The organism is Limosilactobacillus agrestimuris (assembly GCF_943193105.1).
Taxonomy (GTDB): Bacteria; Bacillota; Bacilli; order Lactobacillales; family Lactobacillaceae; genus Limosilactobacillus; species Limosilactobacillus agrestimuris.
The window spans coordinates 1-23,985 of the sequence record NZ_CALPCW010000008.1 but is presented as its reverse complement, the minus strand read 5'-3'; the positions used below and the strand labels follow the sequence as shown (position 1 = coordinate 23,985).

The 23,985-nt window shown below is 40.0% G+C and carries 10 protein-coding genes, 2 pseudogenes and 1 riboswitch; of the genes and pseudogenes, 8 read left to right on the top strand and 4 right to left on the bottom strand.

Annotation, left to right across the window (positions count from 1 at the left end):
* Window positions 1-242: 242 nt before the first annotated feature.
* Window positions 243-1,550, bottom strand: a complete 1,308-nt coding sequence (locus NFR46_RS06050) for an NCS2 family permease (protein ID WP_420908588.1) — start codon at window positions 1,548-1,550, stop codon at window positions 243-245.
* Window positions 1,551-1,749: 199 nt separating this feature from the next.
* Window positions 1,750-1,929: riboswitch (Lysine riboswitch) on the top strand.
* Window positions 1,930-2,019: 90 nt separating this feature from the next.
* Here NFR46_RS06050 and lysA point away from each other — a divergent pair.
* Genes lysA through asd form a run of 7 tightly spaced genes read left to right on the top strand, consistent with a single transcriptional unit; the run spans window position 2,020 to window position 9,273 of the window.
* The gene (gene lysA / locus NFR46_RS06045) at window positions 2,020-3,330 is read left to right on the top strand and encodes a diaminopimelate decarboxylase (RefSeq protein WP_251575593.1); all 1,311 of its coding nucleotides are present in this window, start codon (window positions 2,020-2,022) and stop codon (window positions 3,328-3,330) included.
* A 33-nt stretch (window positions 3,331-3,363) separates the two neighbouring features.
* Window positions 3,364-4,074 carry a 2,3,4,5-tetrahydropyridine-2,6-dicarboxylate N-acetyltransferase gene (gene dapD, locus NFR46_RS06040; protein ID WP_251575591.1) on the top strand — a complete coding sequence of 237 codons (711 nt, stop codon included), beginning with the start codon at window positions 3,364-3,366 and terminating at the stop codon, window positions 4,072-4,074.
* A gap of 11 nt (window positions 4,075-4,085) precedes the next feature.
* The gene (locus NFR46_RS06035) at window positions 4,086-5,231 is read left to right on the top strand and encodes an N-acetyldiaminopimelate deacetylase (protein ID WP_251575589.1); all 1,146 of its coding nucleotides are present in this window, start codon (window positions 4,086-4,088) and stop codon (window positions 5,229-5,231) included.
* A 14-nt stretch (window positions 5,232-5,245) separates the two neighbouring features.
* On the top strand, window positions 5,246-6,163 hold the full coding sequence (gene dapA, locus NFR46_RS06030; RefSeq protein WP_251575587.1) for a 4-hydroxy-tetrahydrodipicolinate synthase: 918 nt from the start codon (window positions 5,246-5,248) through the stop codon (window positions 6,161-6,163).
* Window positions 6,164-6,182: 19 nt separating this feature from the next.
* Window positions 6,183-6,962, top strand: a complete 780-nt coding sequence (gene dapB, locus NFR46_RS06025) for a 4-hydroxy-tetrahydrodipicolinate reductase (protein WP_251575585.1) — start codon at window positions 6,183-6,185, stop codon at window positions 6,960-6,962.
* Between the two features lie 10 nt (window positions 6,963-6,972).
* Entirely contained in the window at window positions 6,973-8,157 is a 1,185-nt protein-coding gene (locus NFR46_RS06020; RefSeq protein ID WP_251575582.1) for an aminotransferase class I/II-fold pyridoxal phosphate-dependent enzyme, read from the top strand.
* Window positions 8,158-8,175: 18 nt separating this feature from the next.
* On the top strand, window positions 8,176-9,273 hold the full coding sequence (gene asd, locus NFR46_RS06015) for an aspartate-semialdehyde dehydrogenase (protein ID WP_251575580.1): 1,098 nt from the start codon (window positions 8,176-8,178) through the stop codon (window positions 9,271-9,273).
* 36 nt (window positions 9,274-9,309) lie between these two features.
* Here asd and NFR46_RS06010 read toward each other — a convergent pair whose 3' ends face one another.
* On the bottom strand, window positions 9,310-9,810 hold the full coding sequence (locus tag NFR46_RS06010) for a transposase (protein WP_251575578.1): 501 nt from the start codon (window positions 9,808-9,810) through the stop codon (window positions 9,310-9,312).
* 625 nt (window positions 9,811-10,435) lie between these two features.
* Here NFR46_RS06010 and NFR46_RS06005 point away from each other — a divergent pair.
* Window positions 10,436-22,174 carry an MBG domain-containing protein gene (locus NFR46_RS06005; RefSeq protein WP_251575576.1) on the top strand — a complete coding sequence of 3,913 codons (11,739 nt, stop codon included), beginning with the start codon at window positions 10,436-10,438 and terminating at the stop codon, window positions 22,172-22,174.
* Between the two features lie 235 nt (window positions 22,175-22,409).
* Here NFR46_RS06005 and NFR46_RS06000 read toward each other — a convergent pair.
* Window positions 22,410-23,633, bottom strand: a pseudogene (locus tag NFR46_RS06000) (ISL3 family transposase).
* 87 nt (window positions 23,634-23,720) lie between these two features.
* Window positions 23,721-23,985: pseudogene (locus tag NFR46_RS05995) on the bottom strand (IS30 family transposase); the annotation flags it as partial.

Here is a 23,985-nt window from a genome sequence, read left to right as displayed (position 1 = left end):
GAAAGTGGTGGCTATGACGAACATGTTCTAGCTCAACGCCAATGGGAATCTCCCCCCCATTACAGAGATCAAAAAAGACTAGGCTGAATCAACCTAGTCTTTTTTGATTGCAGGCAACATAGCTATAACGTGCTCACCGTGACCGCAACTTTCGCCTAGCTATCTCGTCCTTGATTGTTACCAATCGTTGTCCGAGATTTTCTAGTGCTCAGTTTTCCGCAAGTCCTTTGCTGAGTCTCACTTTACTTCATATTCGTTATCAAGAAGAATGCGATGAAGATGACGAAGAGGGCGTACATCATTGGGGAGACGTCCTTATGGTGCTTGGAGGCAATCATGGTAATTGGGTAAGCAATCATCCCAAGAGCCAAACCATCTGAAATGGAGTAGGTTAACGGCATTCCGACAACAACGAGGAATGCAGGAAGAGCAATTTCAAAGCGATCCCAGTTGATGTATTTCAGGTTATTTGCCATTAAGACCCCGACGATGATTAAAGCTGGAGCAGTGACAGTTGTTGGGATAACGGCCAGTAATGGGCTGAAAATCATTGAAATCAAGAATAGGATTCCAACGAAAACAGCGGTTAACCCAGTCCGACCACCCATGGCGATTCCGGCACTTGATTCAACGGAAGTACCAAGTGGGGCAGTCCCGCAGATTGCCCCTTCAACCATGGCAAGAGAGTCAGATAAGAAGGCTTTACCGATCCGGGGAATTTTATCGTTCTTATCAACCATTCCTGCTTGTTGGGTCATACCGATTAATGTCCCCGCGGTATCAAAGAAGGTTACCAAGAGGAATGTCAAAACAACCATGAATAATTGAGGGGTATTAATGTCCTTTAAATGGAAGATGGCATGACCAAACGTTGGGGCCATACTTGGTGCGGTAGAGATAATACCGTGTGGTAAAGGAATCCGGCCAATGCACATCCCAAAGATGGCGGTAATGATCATCCCAATAAAGATGGAACCAGGAACTCGAGCAGCCATTAAGATAATGGTTAAAATTAAGCCGAAAAGAGTCAACCAAACGTCCGGATTACCAAATGAACCGAGTCCAACCAGAGATGATGAATTGTTCACGATCAGCTTACCGTTTTGCAAACCAATGAAAGCAATGAATAATCCAATCCCTGCAGAAATGGCATATTTAATGTCTTTTGGAATGGCGTCAACAACTTTTTCCCGTAATTTAAGAACAGTAATTAAAATGAATAGGAAAGAAGCAACCAGGACACTCGCCAAAGCGGTTTGCCAGTTAATGTGCATCCCAATAACAACGTTGTAGGCGAAGAAAGCGGCACTCCCAAGGGTCGGTGCTAAGGCAATCGGGTAGTTAGCGATTAGTCCCATTAAGAAACAACCAATTGCGGTAGCGACTGCGGTAACTGTGAAGGCAGCGCCCTTATTAATTCCTGCAGCGTGCAAAATATTTGGGTTAACAAATAAAATGTATGACAGACTCACAAATGTCGTTAAGGCAGCGATTAATTCGCCCTTAACAGTGGTGTGAGCTTCACTTAAATGAAAGATCCGGTCTAACACTATCAATTCTCCTCTTCTTAAAGTAAATTTAAAAACTTATTCCTACTAGAATATCACAGAAATTTGTTTGATGATTGACTTTCTTGAAATTTGACTAAATATAAGAAGATATTCACTGGTAAGTGAGAATGAATTAAATCAATATGAGAAAAATTAAGAATTATGTTGACATTCTAATCTAAGACTCCTATTATTATTTATAAATCGAAGAGGCGCAGCCAACACTAGTAGTTAACCTTAGCTTGCCAAGCAATGAGGGTTATTGAACAGGGCGGTTGCCGAAGCGTCTAACTTGGCAAAGTTAGGTAGCTGGGGCGTAGCTGAATAAGTTGCGGACTGTCGTGGGACAATAACAGCCCACGTTGCGCTATCGACAAAACGGATAAAATGCATCCACTGTTTGTCTTTGCGCAGACAGTGGATTTTTTATCACCTTGATTTTCCCCGAATGAGTAATGGAGGAATTGTTATGAACCAACAAATTACTGCTCAACAGTTAAACGATGCTGGTCACCTAATGATTGGTGGCTGTGATTCAATTGAGTTAGCTCATAAATACGGGACACCCTTAGTAGTTTATGATGTCTCACAAATTAGGAACCAGATTCGTAGTTTTCGTAAGGTATTTGAAGAAAATAATGTTGACTATGCCGTTAGTTACGCAAGTAAGGCATTTGCAGCAATTGCAATGTACCAAGTAGCCGCTGCCGAGCAAGCTCACGTTGACGTCGTTTCCGCTGGTGAGCTCTATACGGCAATTAAAGCTGGTTTCCCAATGGAACGAGTTAGTTTTCATGGTAATAATAAGTCTAAAGAAGAGCTTGAGATGGCAATTGACCATCATGTTGGAACAATCATGATTGATAACTTCCACGAAATCGACCTCTTAGCGGCAGTCTTGGAATCAAAGAATGCGACTGTTGATGTAATGCTACGAATAACACCGGGAATTTCAGCTCATACTAATAAGTACATTCAAACCGGGCAAGTGGATGGTAAGTTTGGCTTTGACTTACAGTCTGGTCAAGCAGATGAAGCCTTACAAAAAGTGCTCGCTAACCCACGGATGAAGATGCGCGGTCTTCATGCTCATATTGGTTCACAAATTTTTGAACTAGCCGGGTTTGAAGGAGTCGCAAAAAAACTTGTTGAAGTAGCAACCCATTGGCGTGATCAATTTGGGTATGAAGCAGAAGTAATTAACGTTGGTGGTGGCTTTGGAATCCGTTACGTATCATCTGACCACCCCTTAAAACCAGAAGAATTTGTTGATGCTATTATCAAGGCAATTAAGAATGAAACAAGTGCAAATGGCTTGGTAATGCCTGAAATCTGGATTGAACCGGGACGCTCAATTGTTGGCCCAGCTGGTTATAACCTTTACACGGTTGGTTCACGGAAAGACGTTCCTGGATTGAAGCCATACGTTACGGTTGACGGGGGAATGGGCGATAACATTCGTCCAGCCCTTTACCAGGCCGAATATGAAACGGTACTAGCAAGTAACCCACAAGCTCCAATTAAAGAGCATGTTCGCCTTGCTGGAAAATACTGTGAATCTGGTGATATTTTGGCTCAGGATCAAGGGTTACCAGAAACTAAGCCGGGAGATATCCTTGCAATGCTAGATACTGGTGCTTACGGTTATTCAATGGCTTCAAATTATAACCGAAATCCGCGCCCGGCAGTAGTTTTTGCCGAAAACGAGAAGGCTCAATTAGTAATTAAACGCGAATCATTAGATGATCTAATCCATTTAGATCGGTCATATGAACAATAATTAATATTAAATAGGAAGAAAGAGGTTGAAAAAATGGCTGAATTAGACGCACAAGCGATTATTAACTACATTGGTAATGCTCCCAAGAAGACACCTGTAAAGGTTTATTTAAAGGGAAACCTCAGTGAAATTAACTTTCCGGAAGAAATTCAATCATTTGTTGACGAGCATACCGGCGTAATTTTTGGTGATTGGTCAGTCGTTGAACCATTGTTAAAAGAAAATGCTGACTTGATTGCTGATTACCATATTGAGAATGATTGTCGTAATTCTGCGGTTCCTTTGCTTGACTTAAAAGGAATTAACGCTCGAATTGAACCGGGAGCAATCATTCGTGACAAGGTCCTGATCGGAAATAACGCTGTTGTCATGATGGGAGCAACGATTAATATCGGTGCTGAAATTGGTGACGACACGATGATTGATATGGGAGCAATCCTTGGTGGCCGTGCAATTGTGGGTAAGCATTGTCACATTGGTGCAGGAACCGTCCTTGCCGGTGTTGTTGAACCAGCTTCAGCTCAACCGGTGCGGATTGACGATAATGTGTTAATTGGTGCTAATGCTGTGGTTATTGAAGGAGTTCATGTCGGTGAAGGGGCAGTTGTTGCTGCTGGGGCAATTGTTACTCATGATGTTGAACCACATACAATGGTTGCTGGTGTTCCCGCAAAGTTTGTAAAGAAGGTTGACGAAAAGACCGAAAGTAAGACTGGCCTAGAGGATGACTTGCGGAAACTATAGGAGCTGAGGAAATGTTAAGTGAAAGTAATTTAATAGCAATTCGGCGCCACCTTCACCAGATCCCGGAATTAGCCCTCCAGGAGACGGAAACTCACCAGTTTTTGCTCGAAACGGTCAAGAAGATGGACCAGAAATTCCTTGAAATTCGGAATCCAGAAGAATTACCGACTGCAATGATGGTACTGGTTCACGGTTTTGATCCTCAACGGATGATTGGTTATCGGACTGACATTGATGCCTTACCGGTTGAAGAACAGACAGGTCTGCCATATTCCTCGAAACATTCCGGAGTGATGCATGCCTGTGGACACGACATTCACATGACAGTCGCACTAGGAGTCCTTTCCTACTTTAGTGAACACCAACCTAAGGATAATCTCCTATTTTTCTTCCAGCCTGCTGAAGAAAGTGAAAGTGGCGGTAAGCAATCCTACGAACTTGGTTTATTCCATGGTCGCTGGCGTCCTGATGAATTTTATGGGCTTCACGATAACCCAGATTTGCCAGCTGGAGCAATTGGGTGCCGAATGGGAACACTCTTTGCAGGAACAACCGAAGTTAATATTGATTTAAATGGTAAGGGTGGTCACGCTGCCTACCCACAAGATGCCAATGATACGGTGGTTGCCGCTGCAATGTTGATTAGTCAGGTCCAAACGGTTATTTCACGAAGTATCGATCCCATCCAGAGCGGTGTTATTACTTTAGGAAAGATTGATGGGGGAACGATCAGGAACGTAATTGCTGGTCATACCCGGATTGAAGGGACCATTCGCGGGTTAACCCAGAAGATGATTGAAACAATTGATCAACGACTAAAAGACATTTGTGAAGGAATTGGTCGTAGCTACAACATGGATGTTCAACTAGAACTTAACCAGGGTGGCTATTGGCCGGTGGAAAATAATCCAGAATTAACCAAACGCTTTATTTCGTATATGCAATCAGCACAAAACGTTAACTTTGTAGAAACTGCACCAGCAATGACTGGGGAAGACTTCGGGTTCTTATTAGCCAAGTTCCCGGGAACAATGTTTTGGTTGGGAGTTGATGATGATTCACAACTTCACTCAGCAACGTTAACCCCTAAAGAAGAGGCTATCCAGCAGGGCGTTGATGCAATTACAGGGTTCTTAGAATATCGAATGACAGAATAATGGAGGAAAAGAATATGACAGCTTTAGCAAACGCAGACTTATTAACAGCAATCGTAACGCCATTTAACAGTGATAATGAAATCGATTTTGGTGCTTTAGAGAAGTTGACCAATTCGCTCATTGAACGGGGATGTAACGGTTTTGTAGTTGGGGGGACAACTGGTGAAACGCCAGAATTAACCCATGATGAAAAGATTGCTCTTTATACTCGTTTTGGTGAGATTGTTGATGGCCGAGTACCGGTAATTGCTGGTACTGGTAGCAATAATCCTCAGGAAACGATTACCTTGACTAATGAAGTTGGTCAGATTAACGGAATTGACTATGCCTTAGTCGTTGTTCCTCCATACAACAAGCCAAACCAACGAGGGATGTTGGCTCACTTCAAGACAGTTGCCGATAACGTTAATTTACCAATTATTATTTATAATATTCCTGGCCGGACTGGTTCAAAGATGGCTCCAGAAACGGTTGTTGAACTTTCTCAACACCCAAATATTGCTGGAATTAAGCAATGTGCGCCATTAGACGAAATGGAATACATCATTGAACACAAGGCTGACAATTTCCTTGTCTTTACTGGTGAAGATGCCCAAGCCTTAACTTCACGGGTACTAGGTGCTAACGGGGTTGTTTCCGTTGCTTCCCACATTTACGTTACAGAAATGCGGCATATGTTTGATGCCCTCTATCGTGGTGATTACAAGCTTGCTGGAAAGCTTCAACGGTGGCTTACTCCACGGATGGCTGCTTGCTTCATGTACCCATCACCATCTCCAGTCAAGGCCGTCTTGAATGCTCAAGGCTTTAATGCTGGTGACTGCCGTCTGCCAATTCTTTCCCTTAATAAGGAAGAACAAACCCAACTTGAACAGGCGCTTGACTTACCAGCAGACTCCTTAGAAAACAAGACACTTCCGCTAGACTTATAAAATGGAGGAGAGATAGCTAATGGCAAACGTATTAATCGCAGGAGCAACTGGCGCAATGGGACAAAAGGCGGTGGACCTGGTCAACTCAATGGCAAATATGGAAATTACCGCTGTCTTAGCACCACACCTAGCTGATTCCGACCGTGAGCAATATCATTTGGGTGAGAGTGTCAAGGTGTTTAACTCGTTAGCGGATATTGATCCGACAGTAGCGGATATCTGGCTTGACTTTACAGTGCCAAGTGCCGTTTACGAGAACGTTAAATATGCGTTAAATAACGGCTTATTGCCAGTTGTTGGGACTACCGGATTGACTGATGGGCAGGAACAGGAATTGATTGAACTGAGTGAAAGTAAACATCTCGGTGGTTTAATAGCACCAAACTTCGGGATGTCAGCGGTTCTTTTAATGAAGTTTGCTCAAGAAGCAGCTAAGTATTTCCCTGATGTGGAAGTGATCGAAATGCACCATGCAGATAAAAAGGATGCTCCATCAGGGACTGCTTTAAGCACGGCAAAATTAATTGATCAGGTTCGTGAACCACACGAGAGCAATCCTGACGAAACTGAATCCTTAGTTGGTGTTCGTGGCGGCGACTATCACGGGATCAAGATTCATTCAGTACGTTTACCAGGTTACATTGCCCATGAACAAGTTCTTTTTGGTGGAGCTGGTGAAGCATTAACAATCCGCCAAGATTCCTTTGATCGTCAATCGTTCATGAGTGGCGTAAAGGTTGCCTTAGAAAAAGTGAGTGACTTAGACCACCTCGTTGTTGGCCTTGAAAAGATCCTATAGGAGGGAGAATATGCCAAAGTTAGATCAACAGCTCGAATCCGTTGTTAACCAACGGGTTGATGCCTTACCACCTGCACAGATTCGGGCATTTGATGATGAAATTTCCGCAATTCCCGGAATTGTTAAGTTAACTCTGGGAGAGCCGGACTTTAATGTTCCCGACCATGTAAAACAGGCCGCTATTCGGAGTATCCGGGATAATGATTCCCACTATTCAGCAAGTCGGGGCACTTTACCATTACGCAAGGCGATTAGTGACTACTTAATGAAGACTCGGTCAGTCCACTATGATCCAGAAGGAGAAATTATTGTAACGGTGGGGGCAACTGAAGCAATTACGGCAACAACATTTGCCCTGTTAAATCCTGGGGATGAGGTTATTATTCCGACACCAATCTTCTCCCTCTATTTCCCGAGCGTTTCGCTTACGGGAGCAACGCCAGTCAAGGTTGATACCTCAAATGATGGTTTCCTATTAACCGCAGAACGGCTTGAAAAAGTACTGCAGCGTGATGAAAGTAGGGTCAAAGCAATTATTCTTAATTACCCAAATAATCCGACCGGGCGGAGCTATTCTCGGGATGAATTAGGGGCATTAGCTAAAGTAATTAAGGAGCATCACCTGTTAGCAGTCGTCGACGAGATTTATAGCGAGCTTATTTATGGTCAGCCGTTTACTTCGTTGGCAACGCTCCTTCCCGAACAGACTGTTGTCATTAGCGGCCTCTCAAAATCACATGCGATGACGGGGTGGCGACTGGGTTATGTGGCTGCTCCACAAGCCGTGATCGATCAGATTTCCAAAATGCATTCGTTCATGGTAACGGCACCGAACGATACAGCTCAGGCGGCTGCGCTTGAAGCTTTAACTAATGGTGCTGCTGATCCAGTTGCATTCAAGCAGCATTATCAAAAACGCCGGGATCGGTTAGCCGGGGCATTAAGAAAGATGGGCTTTGAAATTGCGGTACCTGATGGTGCTTTCTATATCTTTGCCAAGATTCCAGAAGCATATGGTAACGATGATTTCAAGTTTGCCCGTCAGCTAGCGCATGAAGCTAAGGTCGGCGTTATCCCTGGTCAAGCATTTGGCCCTGGTGGCGAAGGACATATCCGTCTTTCCTATGCTGCTTCGGATGACGATATTGAAACAGTAATTAGTCGATTAGCATCCTTTATGGAACAGTTCAATTAAAGTAAGAAGGAATTTATGATGAGTGAGAAATTAAAAGTAGGAATAATTGGGGCAACGGGGATGGTTGGTCAGCGCTACGTTACCCTCCTTGCTAACCATCCCTGGTTTGAAGTAACAACGGTTGCTGCTAGTAAGCATAGTGCCGGGAAGACGTATGGTGAAGCCGTCAATGGCCGGTGGAAGATGGGCGAGACTCCAGTTCCGGACGCGGTTAAGGATTTGCCAGTACTTGACGCTGAAGATATTGATGCGGTTGCTTCACAAGTTGACTTTATTTTTTCAGCAATTAACTTGGATAAAGCTGCTACCCGGAAATTAGAAGATGAGTATGCTAAACACGAAATTCCAGTAGTTTCAAATAATAGTGCTCATCGTTGGACTCCTGATGTGCCGATGGTCGTTCCAGAGATTAACCCCGATCACATTGAAATTATTCAAGCTCAGCGAGAACGGTTAGGAACCCAGCATGGATTTGTTGCTGTTAAGCCAAATTGTTCAATCCAAAGCTATACCCCAGCAATTGCTGCTTGGCAGAAGTTTGAACCAATCCAGGTACTGGCTTGTACTTATCAAGCAATTTCCGGTGCTGGTAAAACCCTTGAGACTGCTCCTGAAATCCAAAATAATGTTATCCCATATATTCCCGGTGAAGAGGCTAAGTCTGAAGATGAACCGTTAAAGATCTTTGGTCATCTTGATTCAGCAAAGAAGGAGATCGTGAAGGCAAACTCCCCAGTGATTACGAGTCAGTGTTTGCGAGTTCCCGTACTTTATGGGCATACCGTTGCTACCTTTATTAACTTCAAGCAAAATCCAAGTAAGGAACAATTAATTGAAGCGTTGGAGGAATACAGTGGGGTTCCCCAAGAGTTGGAATTGCCAAGTGCACCACGTCAGTTTATTCGATACTTGAATGATGACGACCGTCCACAAGTCCGCTACGACGTTAATTTTGAACACGGCATGGGAATTTCAATTGGTCGGCTTCGTCCTGACAAGATCTTCGATTGGAAGTTTGTTGGTTTATCCCATAACACTGCTCGAGGAGCTGCTGGTGGAGCAATTGAACTAGCCGAACTTTTGGCAGCTAAGGGTTACTTAGAACCACGGAATTAGTAGTATAAAAAAGAAAGGGGCTGTGACATAAGTCCTTTAAATTAAGAGAACCGTTCGGAATTTCATTTGAAATTCTGAGCGGTTCTTCCTTTTTTTAAAATTAATACTAAATATGGACAGCCTCCTGGCGATCTTTTTCATATTCAGTGCCATTAGGGCAATTCCAATCTGACTTTTGGCTTTCTTGAGACCACGCACCGTAAACCTCTTGAAATCCAAATAAGCTTTCAAATTTCCAAAAACAGTTTCTACATCGTACTTGCGACAAGAATACGTAGTGGACTTTGAAAGCAACTTACGTGCTTTAGCTTTAAAATACTCCCATTGTGGATTAACCATAATATACTTAGTATTTCCACGTGGCGTTAATACCTGGAGAATAACTTGGTGATTTTCATCGTACTTTTCGGCTTGATATACCTTAAAGTCGCGATGGAACTTATACTTATCGTTTCGGTAAGCGTATCGTTTAAAATTAAAGCAGACTCCGGCTGGATTGACATAGTAATCATCATCTTCATGGTATTCCCAATTCATAACCTTTCGAGGGTATTTTGAAGACATCGACGGGCTGGTCGGTGTCTTTTTCTTTTACTAATACATATTTTAAAGGAAAACGGAGTTAAATGAAATCCGAAGATTTCATCTAACTCCGCTTATTATTAGGGACTTATGTCACAGCCCCCTTTTTTGGTGCTCATATTGGTAAATTAAAGATTATTATGATGATTAATAATTATTTAGATAGGAGATTCTATTAAACAAAGTAATAAAAAGCGAGTATAATTAAAATTATGGAAGATTGACTTTAACTACAAGGTATGATTTCGACAATGGAGCTAAAATTATGAATGGGAAAGAAAACTTGCACAAAGCGTAATCACGATTATTTTACAAGCACTGGTTGCCCGACTTGTGTATTACCTATTTGCAAAGGAGCAGCCGAAAGAAACAACGAAAAGCAATGACTAATGTATTGCGGTAGCGGATCGTATTAAGTGTAAAGCGACCATTCGTTCTTTATTAATTTTGCTCTTAATAATGCTAAGTATAAATTATGTTGACATTTAATTATAAGGAGATAATAGAAAAATGATTTAAAAAGATTTAGATTAGTCTATAATTATAAGAAGATAAATGATTAAGAGACGGAGGAGATCTTATGAGTAAAAATAATCCTTTACGAAGCATGACTCCAAAAAATAAGAATTATAAATTATATAAGGCCAAGAAGCAGTGGATTACTGCTTGTGCCACATTTATGTTGGCTTTTGGGGCAACTGCAGTAGTAAATGCTAGTGTCCAAGCAGATACGACTACCCCAGCAGCAGCGCAAGCAGGTAGCATTTCTGTCACTTCAATTTCAGCTGAACCGGCGCAAACGCAAAGTTCAGTGGCTGAGACTCCCCAAAATACTGATGAAGCGAAGAGAAATATTGTAGCTAATACTACTGACACTTCTAAAACCAGTGAACAAAAGACTACAACTGCTCAGAATACTGAAAATTCAAGTGCCGCTTCTTCTGCAAATAAAACTAATAGTGAAGAAGAAAATAAAAATGCTTTTCTTACTCTCAATGTAAATACTGCTGATAATGCTACAACAACTCAAGCATTTCAAGAAAATAAGACTGCGGCAGCAACAGCCACCACAGCAACTACTAACGGCGGATATGATTCTGCTACTTGGGGAACATTAGATACTTCTAAGTGGACAGGGCAGAACACGACATTTGATGGTACAAATTATTACCAATTAACTGGCTACACTGGTGATCGAACTCACATTATTGTGCCTAATGAAGCTGACTTTGCGGCTGCTAATAAATCAACTGATGGTCTTCAAGTGTCGATTTCTAATGATTTAATTAAAAGCTGGCAAAATGCTGCTACTATTGCTTTTAGTAAGACTGATGATAAGAAGATCAAGCTCGCAAGTACTGATTTAAATGGTACTTTCCAAAATGACACGAAGTTGACCAATTTAGATGCCAATAGTTTAGATACTAGTAGTGTTACTTCAATGCAAAGAACTTTTGAAGGTACTTCTAACCTAGCATCTTTGACTGGAGTCAGCGATTGGGATGTTTCCAATGTAACTAATATGTCCCTTTTATTCCAAAATGCGACGGGCTTGACTGGCTTAACTGGTTTGGAAAACTGGGATGTTCAAAAAGTAACGAATATGACTCGGATTTTCAACAATGTTAACAAAGTTACAGATCTTTCTCCTTTAAGCAATTGGAAGACTGATAGTTTACAAAAACTCAACACTGCATTTGCTAATAATAGTTTTACGAACTTACAAGGTCTAGAAAATTGGAATGTACGTCATGTAACTGACATGGGTGTCATTTTTATGAGTGATGCTAATTTGACTGACATTAGTGCATTAGCTAATTGGGATACTAGCAATGTAACTGATTTGAATCGGGCATTTAATGTTAACCAGGCTCTAACTAGCCTGCATGGTTTGGAAAACTGGAATACCAGTAAGGTAACTAATCTTGAAGCAACTTTTGCCAATGAAGGATCGTTGGTTGATGCAAGTGCGATTACTAACTGGAACATAAGTCATGTAACTAATATGACTGCTTTATTTCAAGGCTCCAATGCTCAATATGTTGACCTTTCCAAGTGGGACTTTAGTAAGGTAACTAGTGCATCAAGTGTCATAAATAATACTCAGTCAGTCGTTTATCTCGGCAATAACTCCACACTTACTGCTGATAAGTTAAACACCTTGGGTATTGCCAATGGTGGCTTCACTCAGCCAATCATTTTAGCTAGTGGTAATCTCTACACTCTTTTATCCAATAAAAACAATAATACACACAATATTACTATTAATAATGCAGATGGAGGGCAAAGTACAACCATTTCGTTCCCTGTTGTTTATGATGCAGCTGGTGCAAGTAACATGACCGATGCCATTAATAGTTACAAAGACATGGTTGATCAAAAGCTTGAGGATTATGTTACTGAACATAACTATGTATTAAAGAGAGTTTCAACTGCCCCTGTTGATGATGTAACTGGTCACAACAATCACTTGGTTAACTATGCAACTGCTACATACCAAGTTGTTACCATCCCGGCAGATCAAAAGAAAAATCTTCAAATTCAAGATAAGACTACCTATAAGGGGAAGACTTTAACAGCTAAAGATTTGGTTACTAATGTTGCTGATTTTCCAGCAGATACTACATTTGAATTTGCTGATAATAGTGAACCAAATTGGAATCAAGTAGGAACATATAATGTTAAAGTTATTGCAACTTATCCAGTTTCTGTGAATGGCCAGCAATACACTGCCGTAACTGCTCCCGCTACTGCTAATGTTACTGTTACTCAACAAATGCAGTTTACAATTACTTACTGGGACGATACGGAAAATAAACAGATTGTTCAATTTGATATAAAAAATGCTGGTAATGGGTCATATACTCGACTTACATTTCCAGATGGCGTAAATCCAGATAAGTATCGCTCTGTTAGTGTCTCTGGAGTACCTGCAGGAGCAACAGTTGCCGGGGATTTCTGGATACCATTTACAGGTACAGATAAAAATCCAAATTGTAATTGGACAATCCCAAATTATAAATGGACATCTGAGGCAGCTCCTTCATTATTTGATGCAAATATTGTCATTCACTTAATTCATAGAACTCAAAATGTAACCGATACTGATCCAAAAGCACGAGAAACTAGGACTATAACAGTAAATTATGTTAAGACTAAAGTTAATGAGGACGGTACTTATACCGAAGATGGTAATGCCTTTACTTCTGCAGTTTTAGATGTTTACTATACTCGGCAAGCTACAAAAGATTTGGTAACTGGAACTGTTACGTATGGTCCATGGCAATGGAATACTAAAAAAGGTGATAGTAATACACCTGGTTACCATGTAGTATCCGGGACTTGGACTAATTTACCGCAAGAGTGGGCTACAGTAACTGCCGATGTACCAACCTTAGATGGATATACAGCTTACACTGGTGGTCCTGCTACAAATACTAATAAAGTTCCTGCTAATCAATTTGTTTTCCCTACTTGGAATGGTAGTGATGGCGATACCAGCGCTATTTCTAAAGGCTCAACTGCATATACTACGGCTGCATCTCTTTATGAAGCTCAACCTGTTCATACTATTTTCTATGTTCCAAATAAAACTGAAGCTAGAACAATAACCGCTAAATTTGTGTATGCAGGTGGTGATAAGAATGGCCAATCAGTTGCACCCGATGCGCAGATTCAAGTTTTCTTCAAACAAGCTGGGACTATTAATGCTTCAACCAATAAAGTGGTTTATGGAGATTGGACTTGGGATAAGACTGAGGACAACTTAGGTTTCCATGTGATTTCTGGAAACTGGAATATAGCACAAGATGGACAATTTACTGTTACTCCTCCTGATGCTGGCAATGACTATGTAGTAGCAAACCTCAATTCTACAGGCACATATACTACTGTAAATTTTGCTAATCCAAATTATAATTCCAATACAGTATTTACTACTAACAATGCTCCTCAATGGTATGTTCGTAACGAATTGACGACTTACTATGTACCTACATCATTGACGCAAAAAACTATTAACCGTGTAATTAACGTCACGCCAGTTAACCAATCAGGAACTCCTTCAGTTACCCAAACTACGACTCAATCAGCAACAATTACTAGACCTGTACGCGTAAATGCTGATGATAGCGGAGTAGTATTTGATAGCTTTGATGGTAGTGGCTGGACTACAGGTGAATGGGACCGCTACAACAATATGCCGGCTCCGAATAATTATACAAAAGTCATTAAACAAATTGTTACTCATCCTGATGGGACAACTACTGAAACAACATTAAATATTCCAAACTGGAGACCTATTCCAGCTCAAACTGTTACTATCGATACACTTCCGACTGTAATTAATATAACCTATACGGCAACTGCAACAGCATTTTTGGCAGGTACTAATGAGTCAACTTACACTGGCAGTCCAATCACTCTTGATGACCTTAATAATGGGGATGGTGACAATCCAATTTATGCTGGAGTTAGTGGACCAACTGGAAATGTCTATGAGTTACAAGCGGGAGATGTTGAATTTTCATCTGATAATGGTCAAACTTGGACGACTGAAATGCCAACTAATGCTGGCACCTATGAGTTACGTTGGTCGAAACAAGGTAAGCAAAATGTTATAAAAGAATTTGGTAATAACAGTATTAAATGGGTAGATGCTCAGGGTAATTCAACCTTTACCAGTACTGCAACCTATATTATTAATCCGGCACCAGCTACTTTTACTTTAAGCAACCAGACATCTGGAAATTACACCAAGATCTATGATGCCCAACCAACGACTAGTATTGATCCTTCAAAATTAACAATTACTACTAACTTTAACAATGCCAAAGTAGTTTTAGATACGACTGGTCTTACTAGTGATAGTTATGAGTGGGTAGACGCTCAGGGTAATTCGATCAGTAATCCTGAAAATGTTGGAACTTACCACATAAAACTTAAGGACTCTGCACTCTCTACTCTACAAAAAGATAATCCTAACTTTACTTTGACTAATAGTAATAAATTAGCTGAGTACACTATTACGCAAGCTCAAGCAAGTGGTGTATTAAGTGGCTCTAACTTACGCACATACGATGGTCAAGCTACTACAACTGCTGAAGTAAATAGCAATGGTCAAATTGGTGTAACGGTAACCTTCCCAGGTGTTACTGATGCTAACAAGACCTATATTCTTAAAGATGGTGACTACAAGTGGAGTAGTGGCTCTGCACCAACTAATGCTGGGTCATACACGATTACTTTGACACCTGATGGTATTTCCAACATTGAAAAATATATTCTTGGTTTAGCAGGTTCTGGTCAAAATAACACACCAAATGTAGTATTTGCTGATAATGCCTTTACTGGAAGTGCAAGTTATACAATTAATGCTGCTGAAAATACTGTAAGTGTCGATGGAACACAAACTGAAACTTACACGGGCCAACCAATTAGCGTTAAATACAATGCTAATGGAAATAACAGCGTTCAAGTAAGCATTAGCTCTAAAGATGGAGCAACAGCTAGCTTGAGCAATGTACAATTAGACTCTGGTGACTTCCAAATTGTTGATGTCAGCGGTAAGCCTATCACTGCAACGAATGCTGGCGGTGTTTACCATATTGTCTTAACTGATACCGGTGCCAATAAGATTCAAAAGGCAGTTGGTGATAATTACAAGATTAGCCAAGGCACAAGTTTTGGTACTTTAGTTATTAACAAGGCCCAAGCATCTGCAGAATTTAGTGGAAATCCTTCATACACTTACACTGGTAGTCCTAATAGTGATTACTTAAACGGCTTCTCAATTAAGCTGAATGAACCAAATAATCCAACTTATAACTTAGTTGCTGGTGATATTGAATTTAATGTTGATGGGACTTGGACTACTACTGTTCCAGTTAATGTTGGAAAATATGCAGTTCGTTTATCAAAAGACGGTTGGAATCATATCAAAGAGATTAATAGTGATAATGTAACTTGGTCTGCCACAGCATCTAGTGGAACTGGTACTTACACCATTATTCCTGCTAGCGCTAATACTGAACTTAGCGGTCACAATTCGATGGTTTACAATGGCAATTCAGTAACGACAGCTGATTTGTATACTGATGGTTCAACCATCAAGGTAGTTATTAGTGGTAATAATATTGTTAACTTACCAACTAGTTTCACTCTTGCAGATGGAGACTACGCTTGGAATACTCAAGATGGTAAAGCACCTGTTAATGCTGGAAACTATACTCTGACTCTTTCTAGTGCAGGTCTTGATAAAATTCAAGCTGCAATTGATGAAGCGGTTGGTAAGGGCAATGTAATCTTGTCTAAGGACAATACAGGGAGTGCTACTTTCCAAATTGAACAAGCTGTTTCGCCAAACGTTCAGTTAGATGGTAGTGAAAAGAGTGAATACAATGGTCAAGCGGTTAGCTTTGATCCAAATAAGGAGGAAACCAAGAAGAACTTTGGCTTCAATAATGTTCAAGGCTTGACTATTCCAGATTTAACTGCTGATGACTTTAAATGGGTCGATCAAGATGGCAAGCAGATTACTGCTCCAACTGATGCTGGTTACTACTACTTACAATTGAATGAAAAAGGTAAGTCCGCCTTTGCGAATGCTAACCCTAACTACACATTTGTTAAGGACGGAAATAGCACGATTTCAGGCCGCATTACTTACCATATTTATCCAGCAAGTTTGATTATCGGCGTAAGTGGAACTGCATCACAAGTTTATAATGGTCAAAATGCAGCCATTACCCAGACACAGCTTGATAATGGTGATATTAAACTAGTATGGGGTAACTCAAATGATGAGCCAGTTGGATTGGGAAGCTTCACTTTAACCCCAGAAGATTTAGAAGTTGTCGATAGCGGCGGTAATCCAGTCAGCCATACTAATGCGCAAGAAAACGATAAAATAGGTAATCCAACTTATTATGTTCGTTTGACAAGTGCTGCACTTAATAAGATTAGGGCCTTAACAGGTGCAAGTAATTATGACATTAGTTTAGGTAATGCAACTGGTGATTTCTTGATCTATGCTCGCAAGGCTCAAGTTACTTTAAACGGTAATCAAACAACCACTTACGGAACTGATTTACCACTCGATCCTAGCGCCTACCACATTGAACTAACTAATTGGGATAGCAGTGTTCCTGGGCCAACCGAGGCTGAAATTATTCAAAAAATTGGTGGTTTGAAAATTGGCGATGTCTATATTAATGGCTTTACTAATGGGCAAATGCCAGTTAATGTCGGCTCTTACCAAGTTAAGATTGCTGGTCAATTACTGCAAAGACTCCAAGCAGCTTTTCCAGATTATGATTGGAATGCTGTTAGCGGAAATAATGGCACTCCTAGAAGTGGTTCATCTAATTCAGATCCTATTGATGCTAGACATGAACCAGCTACATATGTAATTACGCCGGCTGATACTACCGTTACGATTAATGGCGCAGAGCATATTAAATATGGTGAAACTGCCACGATTCAATATGGCGGCGATAACGGCTACAGTATAACTATTACTGCACCTGTTAAGAATGCGACAACTGACAATGAACATGAGCCAATTTATACAGATTTGAAACTTGAAACAGGCGATTTAGAGTTTGTAACTACTCCAGATAATGTTGGCACTTATCAAGTGAAATTATCTGTTCAAGGATTGAAGAAGCTCCAAGATTTAACTGGTTCAACCAACTATAATTGGACTCAAGCTTCTGCAGCACGGGCCAACTTCTTCGTTGACCAGATGCCAGTGACAATTACCGTTGGTGGTAATGAGCAAAATGTAACTTATGGTTCCACTGATTGGTTAAAGGCTATTAAGGAAAATCCTCAAGGTTATACCTTAACTGTAAAGACTGAAAATGGTACTACTTTAAATTACCAAGTTAAAGATAGAGATTTGATTTTTAGTCAAACACCAGGAGATGTTGGTAGTTACCAAGTTGTTTTATCAGCTCAAGGTCTGGAAAGTATCAAGACTGCATTGGGTACTAACTATGCTTATCCACAGGATGCGAGCGATGTAACTACTTATGGCATCTTTAAGGTGAACCAAGGCGAAGTCACGATTAGCTTAGATGGTAGCGATAGTAAGACCTATGATGGAAAAACTACTTTACCAGCTGATTTGAACATTGATAAGTATAATTTAACTTATTCAGCAACTGTTTATGCTCCCGACGGTACTGCACAAACGATTAAGTTAACTAGTGATGATTTACAGTTTGCTAATGGTGATCCTATTAATGCTGGAACTTATACGGTTGAATTATCACCAGCCGGTGAAGCTAAGTTGAAGAATTTAACTGGCAACAATGGCGATAACTACAAGTGGACATTTAATACTAAGGCCACTTATACGATTAATGCAGCTACTGAGGCTAGTGCAAGCTTGTCAGGTTCTAACCAAATGACATTTAATGGATCAGCAGTAACTACCGCTGAACTTAACAATGGTGGTGACATTATTGTTAAGTTGACCTTCCCTGGTAGCACTGAAAATAGTATTTACCACTTGCAAGATGGTGATTACATTTGGACTAATGGTGAGGCACCAACTAATGTAGGTACTTACACTATTAAGTTGACCCAAACTGGTTTGGCTCATTTGCAAGCCGCAATTGATCAATATGCTGGTTCAGGAAATGCAAAAATTAATGAGAATAGCTTAACTGGTTCAGCTACTTTTGAAATCGTTCCTAAGTCAATTACCGATGTAACTATTTCGGGCAATGATCAAGAAAAGACTTACGATGGTCAGCCTGCTAGTTTAGATGTAAAAGACTTAACGATTAACGCTAATGATCTTGTTACTGATAACCCATTATCAATGAAAGGTATTACTATCAGTGACTTTGATTGGTATAATGCCCAAGGTGAGAAGCTAGATGCGATCCCAACTGATGCTGGCACTTATGAAGCCCGTTTGAAACCTTCTGCTCTGCAAGCATTGCAAAAGAATAATCCTAACTACAGCTTTAATACCGCAAGTGGCACGATTAAATACACGATTAATCAAAAAGCAGCTACAGATACTTTAGGTGGAAATGGCAATAAGATTTACAATGGTCAGGAAACTTCAGTTAGTGATGTCTTTAATTCAATTACTTGGACGCCAAGTGGGTTAGTTGATGGCCAAAGTTTAGATCTTTCTAAGCTAAGCGACGCCGATTATTCTTGGTATACCAAGAATGCAGACGATACTTATACTGAAATGACTGGCTTACCAACTAATGCTGGTACTTACTACTTGAAGCTTAAGGATAGTTCAATTGCTAAAATTCAGGCAGCTAACCCTAACTACAGTTTTGCCACTGGTGCAATTAGCGGTGAGTATACTTATGACATTAGTCAAGCTAAGGCTGAGATTACTTTGCCAAGTACTAGTGATCAAACTATTACTTGGACTGGTAATCCAGCAACAATTGATCCAGCTAACTTTATTCCAGAAATCACTACCGATAATCCAAATGAACAGACAATTGCGTTGCCGAGTGATTTGCAATTAACGGCAAGCGATTACGAGTTCTTGCAAGATGGAAAAGTGATTTCTACACCAAGTGAAGTTGGAACTTATCAAGTACGCTTGAGCCAAACTGGTTGGCAAAAAGTTCAAAATGCGATTGCTGGAAATGCCAACTATACTTGGAATTACCAAGGCGCGGGTAATTATCATATTGAAAAGGCAACTGCAACCATTACCCTTGACGGTGCTGGTTCTACAATTTACACGGGAAATCCAGTAGTTATTCCAGCTACTGATGGAGTTGTTAACGGCATTAATGTGAAGTTATCAAATGGCCAAACTTATGTCTTAAAGCCGACAGATCTTGAATTTGTAAATGATCAAGGCAATCCAATTCCTGCACCAACTAATGCAGGTACTTACAAGGTTAGATTAACCGAAGCAGCATTAGGTCAAATTCGAAATCTTGAAAGTAATCATTATAACTATACTTATAATAATGATACGGTAGACTTTACAATTGAAAAAGCTAACGCTGATGTAACCACTTCAGGTTCATATGAAGTGGTTTACAATGGTCAAACTCCTGTAATTAATGTTGATAAGATTACTAATAGCATTGTAACTAACAATGGCGTAAATCTTATGGCACCTACTTTATCTGCTGATGACTATGAGTGGGTTGATGAAACTGGTAAAGTGATTGTAAACCCAATAAATGTTGGTACTTATTACTTAAAGCTTAAGGACTCTAGTCAAAGTAAAATTGCTACTAACAATAACTACATTTGGAACTTCAGTGGTTTAGCTAGTGTCACAATTAGTAAAGCGAATGTAACAATTTGCTTTAATGGCAATCAAGAAACTCCTTATACAGGAAGTGTAGTGACATTAGATCCTGATAAATTTGAAGTTAAACTTTCTAATGGTCAAACTTATCACTTAACTGATAAAGATATTCAAGTTGTTGGAAATCCAATAAATGTAGGTACTTATCAAGTTGAATTAAGTCAAGCTGGTATTGATGCTATCAAAGTAGCTGATAGTAACTACAACTACAGCTATGACGGCAGTCAGGGATTATTAGTAATTATTCCTGCTAAGACGAATGCAACAATAAGTGGCTCTCAAACTACTCAAGACTTAGAACTTGATCCTCATAATTATTCAGTTGTTGTAGTGTTAAATGGACAACAACAAACTATTACTGGATTAACAGCGAGTGATTTTGTATTCAGTAAAGATGGTCATCCAGCTCAATTAACTGAAGCTGGGACTTATGATGTCGAGCTTAGTGGAGATGTAATCAATAAGATTCGTCATGAAAATCCAAATTACAATATTGACTTTAGTTCAACAGCAACATTTACTTTGGAAAATAGTAGCCAAACTATTAACTACGTGGATGCCGATAATAATGTAATTAGTTCAGTTAATATTGATGGTCATATAAAAGGAACAAAACTTCCATTTACTCCTGAAATTCCAGTAGGTTGGGTAGCAAGTGATCCAAGTGATGTACCTACTGAAATCATTGTTGATAATGGGACTACTTTAATTATGATTAAGCATGGAACAACCAATGTTGATCATAATAATCCAGTTCCAGAAGGTGAAAAGACACCAACGGGTAAAGAAATTGATGGAGCTCATGAAAATGACTTGAACCAAGCAATTACTCGGACGATCAATGTAATTAACCCAGATGGAACTAAGAGTACAGAAGTTCAAACTGCGAAGATATACCGTGACGCGAGTTACGATGATGTAACAGGTAAAGTAACTTATGGTTCATGGTCAACTGCAAATTGGAGCGAATTTGTTCCAGCAGAAGTCAAGGGCTACACCGCAAGTGAAGAAGTAATTCCAGCTGTTGAAGTTAAGAATGGTCAAAAAGATGAGACTATCGAGGTTACTTATACAGCTAATGAACAAAGTGGTATTATTTCTTACCAAGACAAAGAAGGTAATGAAATTAGTACAAGTCCACTTAGCGGAAAGACTGGAGAGGCAGTAGCAGTTAAACCGGAAATTCCAGCAGGCTGGCAGCTAGTTCCAGGTCAAGAAATTCCAAAGACTGTTACAGCAACAGCAGAAGGTATTCCAACTGTGGTAATCCAGGTTGAACATGGTACAATTATTGTTACTCCGGAAACTCCTACGACTGATATTCCAACTGGCAAAGTTCCGGGTAATCCATCAACTACTTATGAAAAGATGGAATCCCTAACAAAAGAGGTAAGGCGGATCATTACTGTTAAATTACCTGATGGACAACGACAGGTAATTACTCAAACGGTTAAATTTATACGGACTGCAACATTTGATACGGTTACTGGCAAGGTAACTTATAGTGGCTGGCAAGCTAATGGTAGTAATGAATGGCCAACATATTCTGTGCCGGAAATTGATGGTTATATAGCTAGTCAGACTACTGTGCCAACTGAAGTGGTTGTTCCTAGTGATCAAAACGAAAATATTGAAATTGAATACGTCAAGGATAATCAACCATCAGAACCTATTAAACCAGTAGTACCAACAAGTAGTGGTAACAAGCAGGTAACTGATGATCAGCCGAAAAATAAACCAGTAGTACCAACAAGTAGTGGTGACAAGCAGGTAACTGATGATCAGCCGAAAAATAAACCAGTTGAACAGGTAATCCAACATGTTACAAATCAACACTTTGCCTCACATCGATTAGTTCAGATTCCAATAAAAGGAAAATCAAAAGCTAATGTTCTTCCCCAAACTGGTAATGATCAAAATAATAATTCTTTATTTGGGTTTGCATTTGCAACCCTTGCAGGTATCTTTGGTTTAGCTGGGATGAAGAAAAAACGTGAGAAATAGTATTTTAACTAAGAGCGAAACCAAGCTAAACAAGTGAGTGAGAAATAACTTTCTTGACAGGATGTATGGCTAACCTAGAACGATAGTGGGCACGGCTAGCGTTCGTAGCTAGACACTAGCTCTGTAGTTATTTCGCACGTTATCTTTATAATAGTTAAGAACTAACAAAATGGGATATCTGTCAACTAGTATTGATGGATATCGATGCCACTCACAGAAATGTGGGTGGTATTTTTTATGCAAATAGGCAATCAATTCTTAAAAAGAAAAAGTTTTGATTGGCAAACCCATAACAGGTTCGTTTAAGAGTTTTGATTTTCCGATTAATTTCCTCTAATGGACCATTCGAAAACTCATATTTGGTGTTGTTAATTACCGCTTGTTGGTTCTTCCTAAGGGTGTTAATCGTGGTATCCATTTCAGTATTGGTAGTCTGGTAATTTTGTAAAACCGCTTGAAGAAGTTTGGGATCACGCTCCCGAAGGGCTTGAGTAATTGCTTGATATGTTTGGTAAACGACCTTAAAGTCAGTGAATTTACTGGTGATTAAGTCAACGGCATTTTGCTTCGTCATATATTCATTTATCCCCCGGAGATAAACAGGCTTCTCAGGGTGAAGTTCGGTCTGCTTAAGATGAAATAAGCGCCATTGAGTTTTCATAATTTTATATTCGCGACTGTGTTTATCTAAGAACTTAAGAATATTAAGTCGAAAGTTATCTAAAGCTCAGCCGGCCAATTGGACGATATGAAAACGATCAATAATGATTTGGGCATTCGGAAATAGACGGTAAATAAAGCTCTGGTATTGGGCATTGAGGTCGATAACGAGAGCTCGTTCGGTTTGACTATAACGATTTTCAAAGTAATTAGTAATCGATGGTGAAAGCCGATTGTGAAGTTTAACCACTAGTTGGTGGCTTTCACTGTCACAACAAATAAATGACATGATGGACTTAATCGAACGAAACTCATCGAAGCAGAGGTGTTTAGGAAGAATGGCCATCCAATAATGTGGTTTAACGCGTTCGATAATCGTCCGCCGAACACTACTGGGCGAGCAATGACAGAGGCGAGCGATTAGCTCGCCATTCATACCTTCATGAGCAAATAGTATAATTTGACTTTTGAGTTTTCGAGTAAGGGTCTGACTGGGCTTAGTTAAATCAGTTGTCGCACCGAAGGTTGTCTGGCAATTGGAACAGTAATAACGTTGCTTGGCCCGGATCATTTCATACCGCATGCCATTAAGACTAGCTAAGCGAAGATGAGTTTTACGAAAGCCATTTTTAACCACAATTTTAAATCCATAATTTATACAGCGTGACACTGGATAAGATAAGGAAGCATGGATTACTTTAAGCTGATCATTGTTTTTCGAAATCGTTTCAACGTTAAGATCTTTAATGTTTTGGTCTTCAATTCCGAGGAGATTTAGGATAGAATTATTTAGGGACATCTGTATAACTTTCTTTATATGATTTTTGTGGTGAATTGATTATACAACACGAGGGCAGCAGTTGTCCTTTTTGTGTACGGCGAATTGTCAAACTAAGTGCAACGGTTTGTCAAAAAATACTTCATATGGGGTTTCATAGTTTAACGCTTTGCGCGGACGTTGATTTAACTGCTTTTAGCACTGTTCAACGTCCTGTTCTGTATAATTATCAATATCTGTTCGCTTGGGAAAATATTCCCGGGTTAATCCATTTGTATTCTCATTTGTTCCACGCCGCTCAGGCGAATATGGATCAGGCCAATAGACAATAACACCTAATCTTTCGCTGATTTCATCAAGATGAAGAAATTCG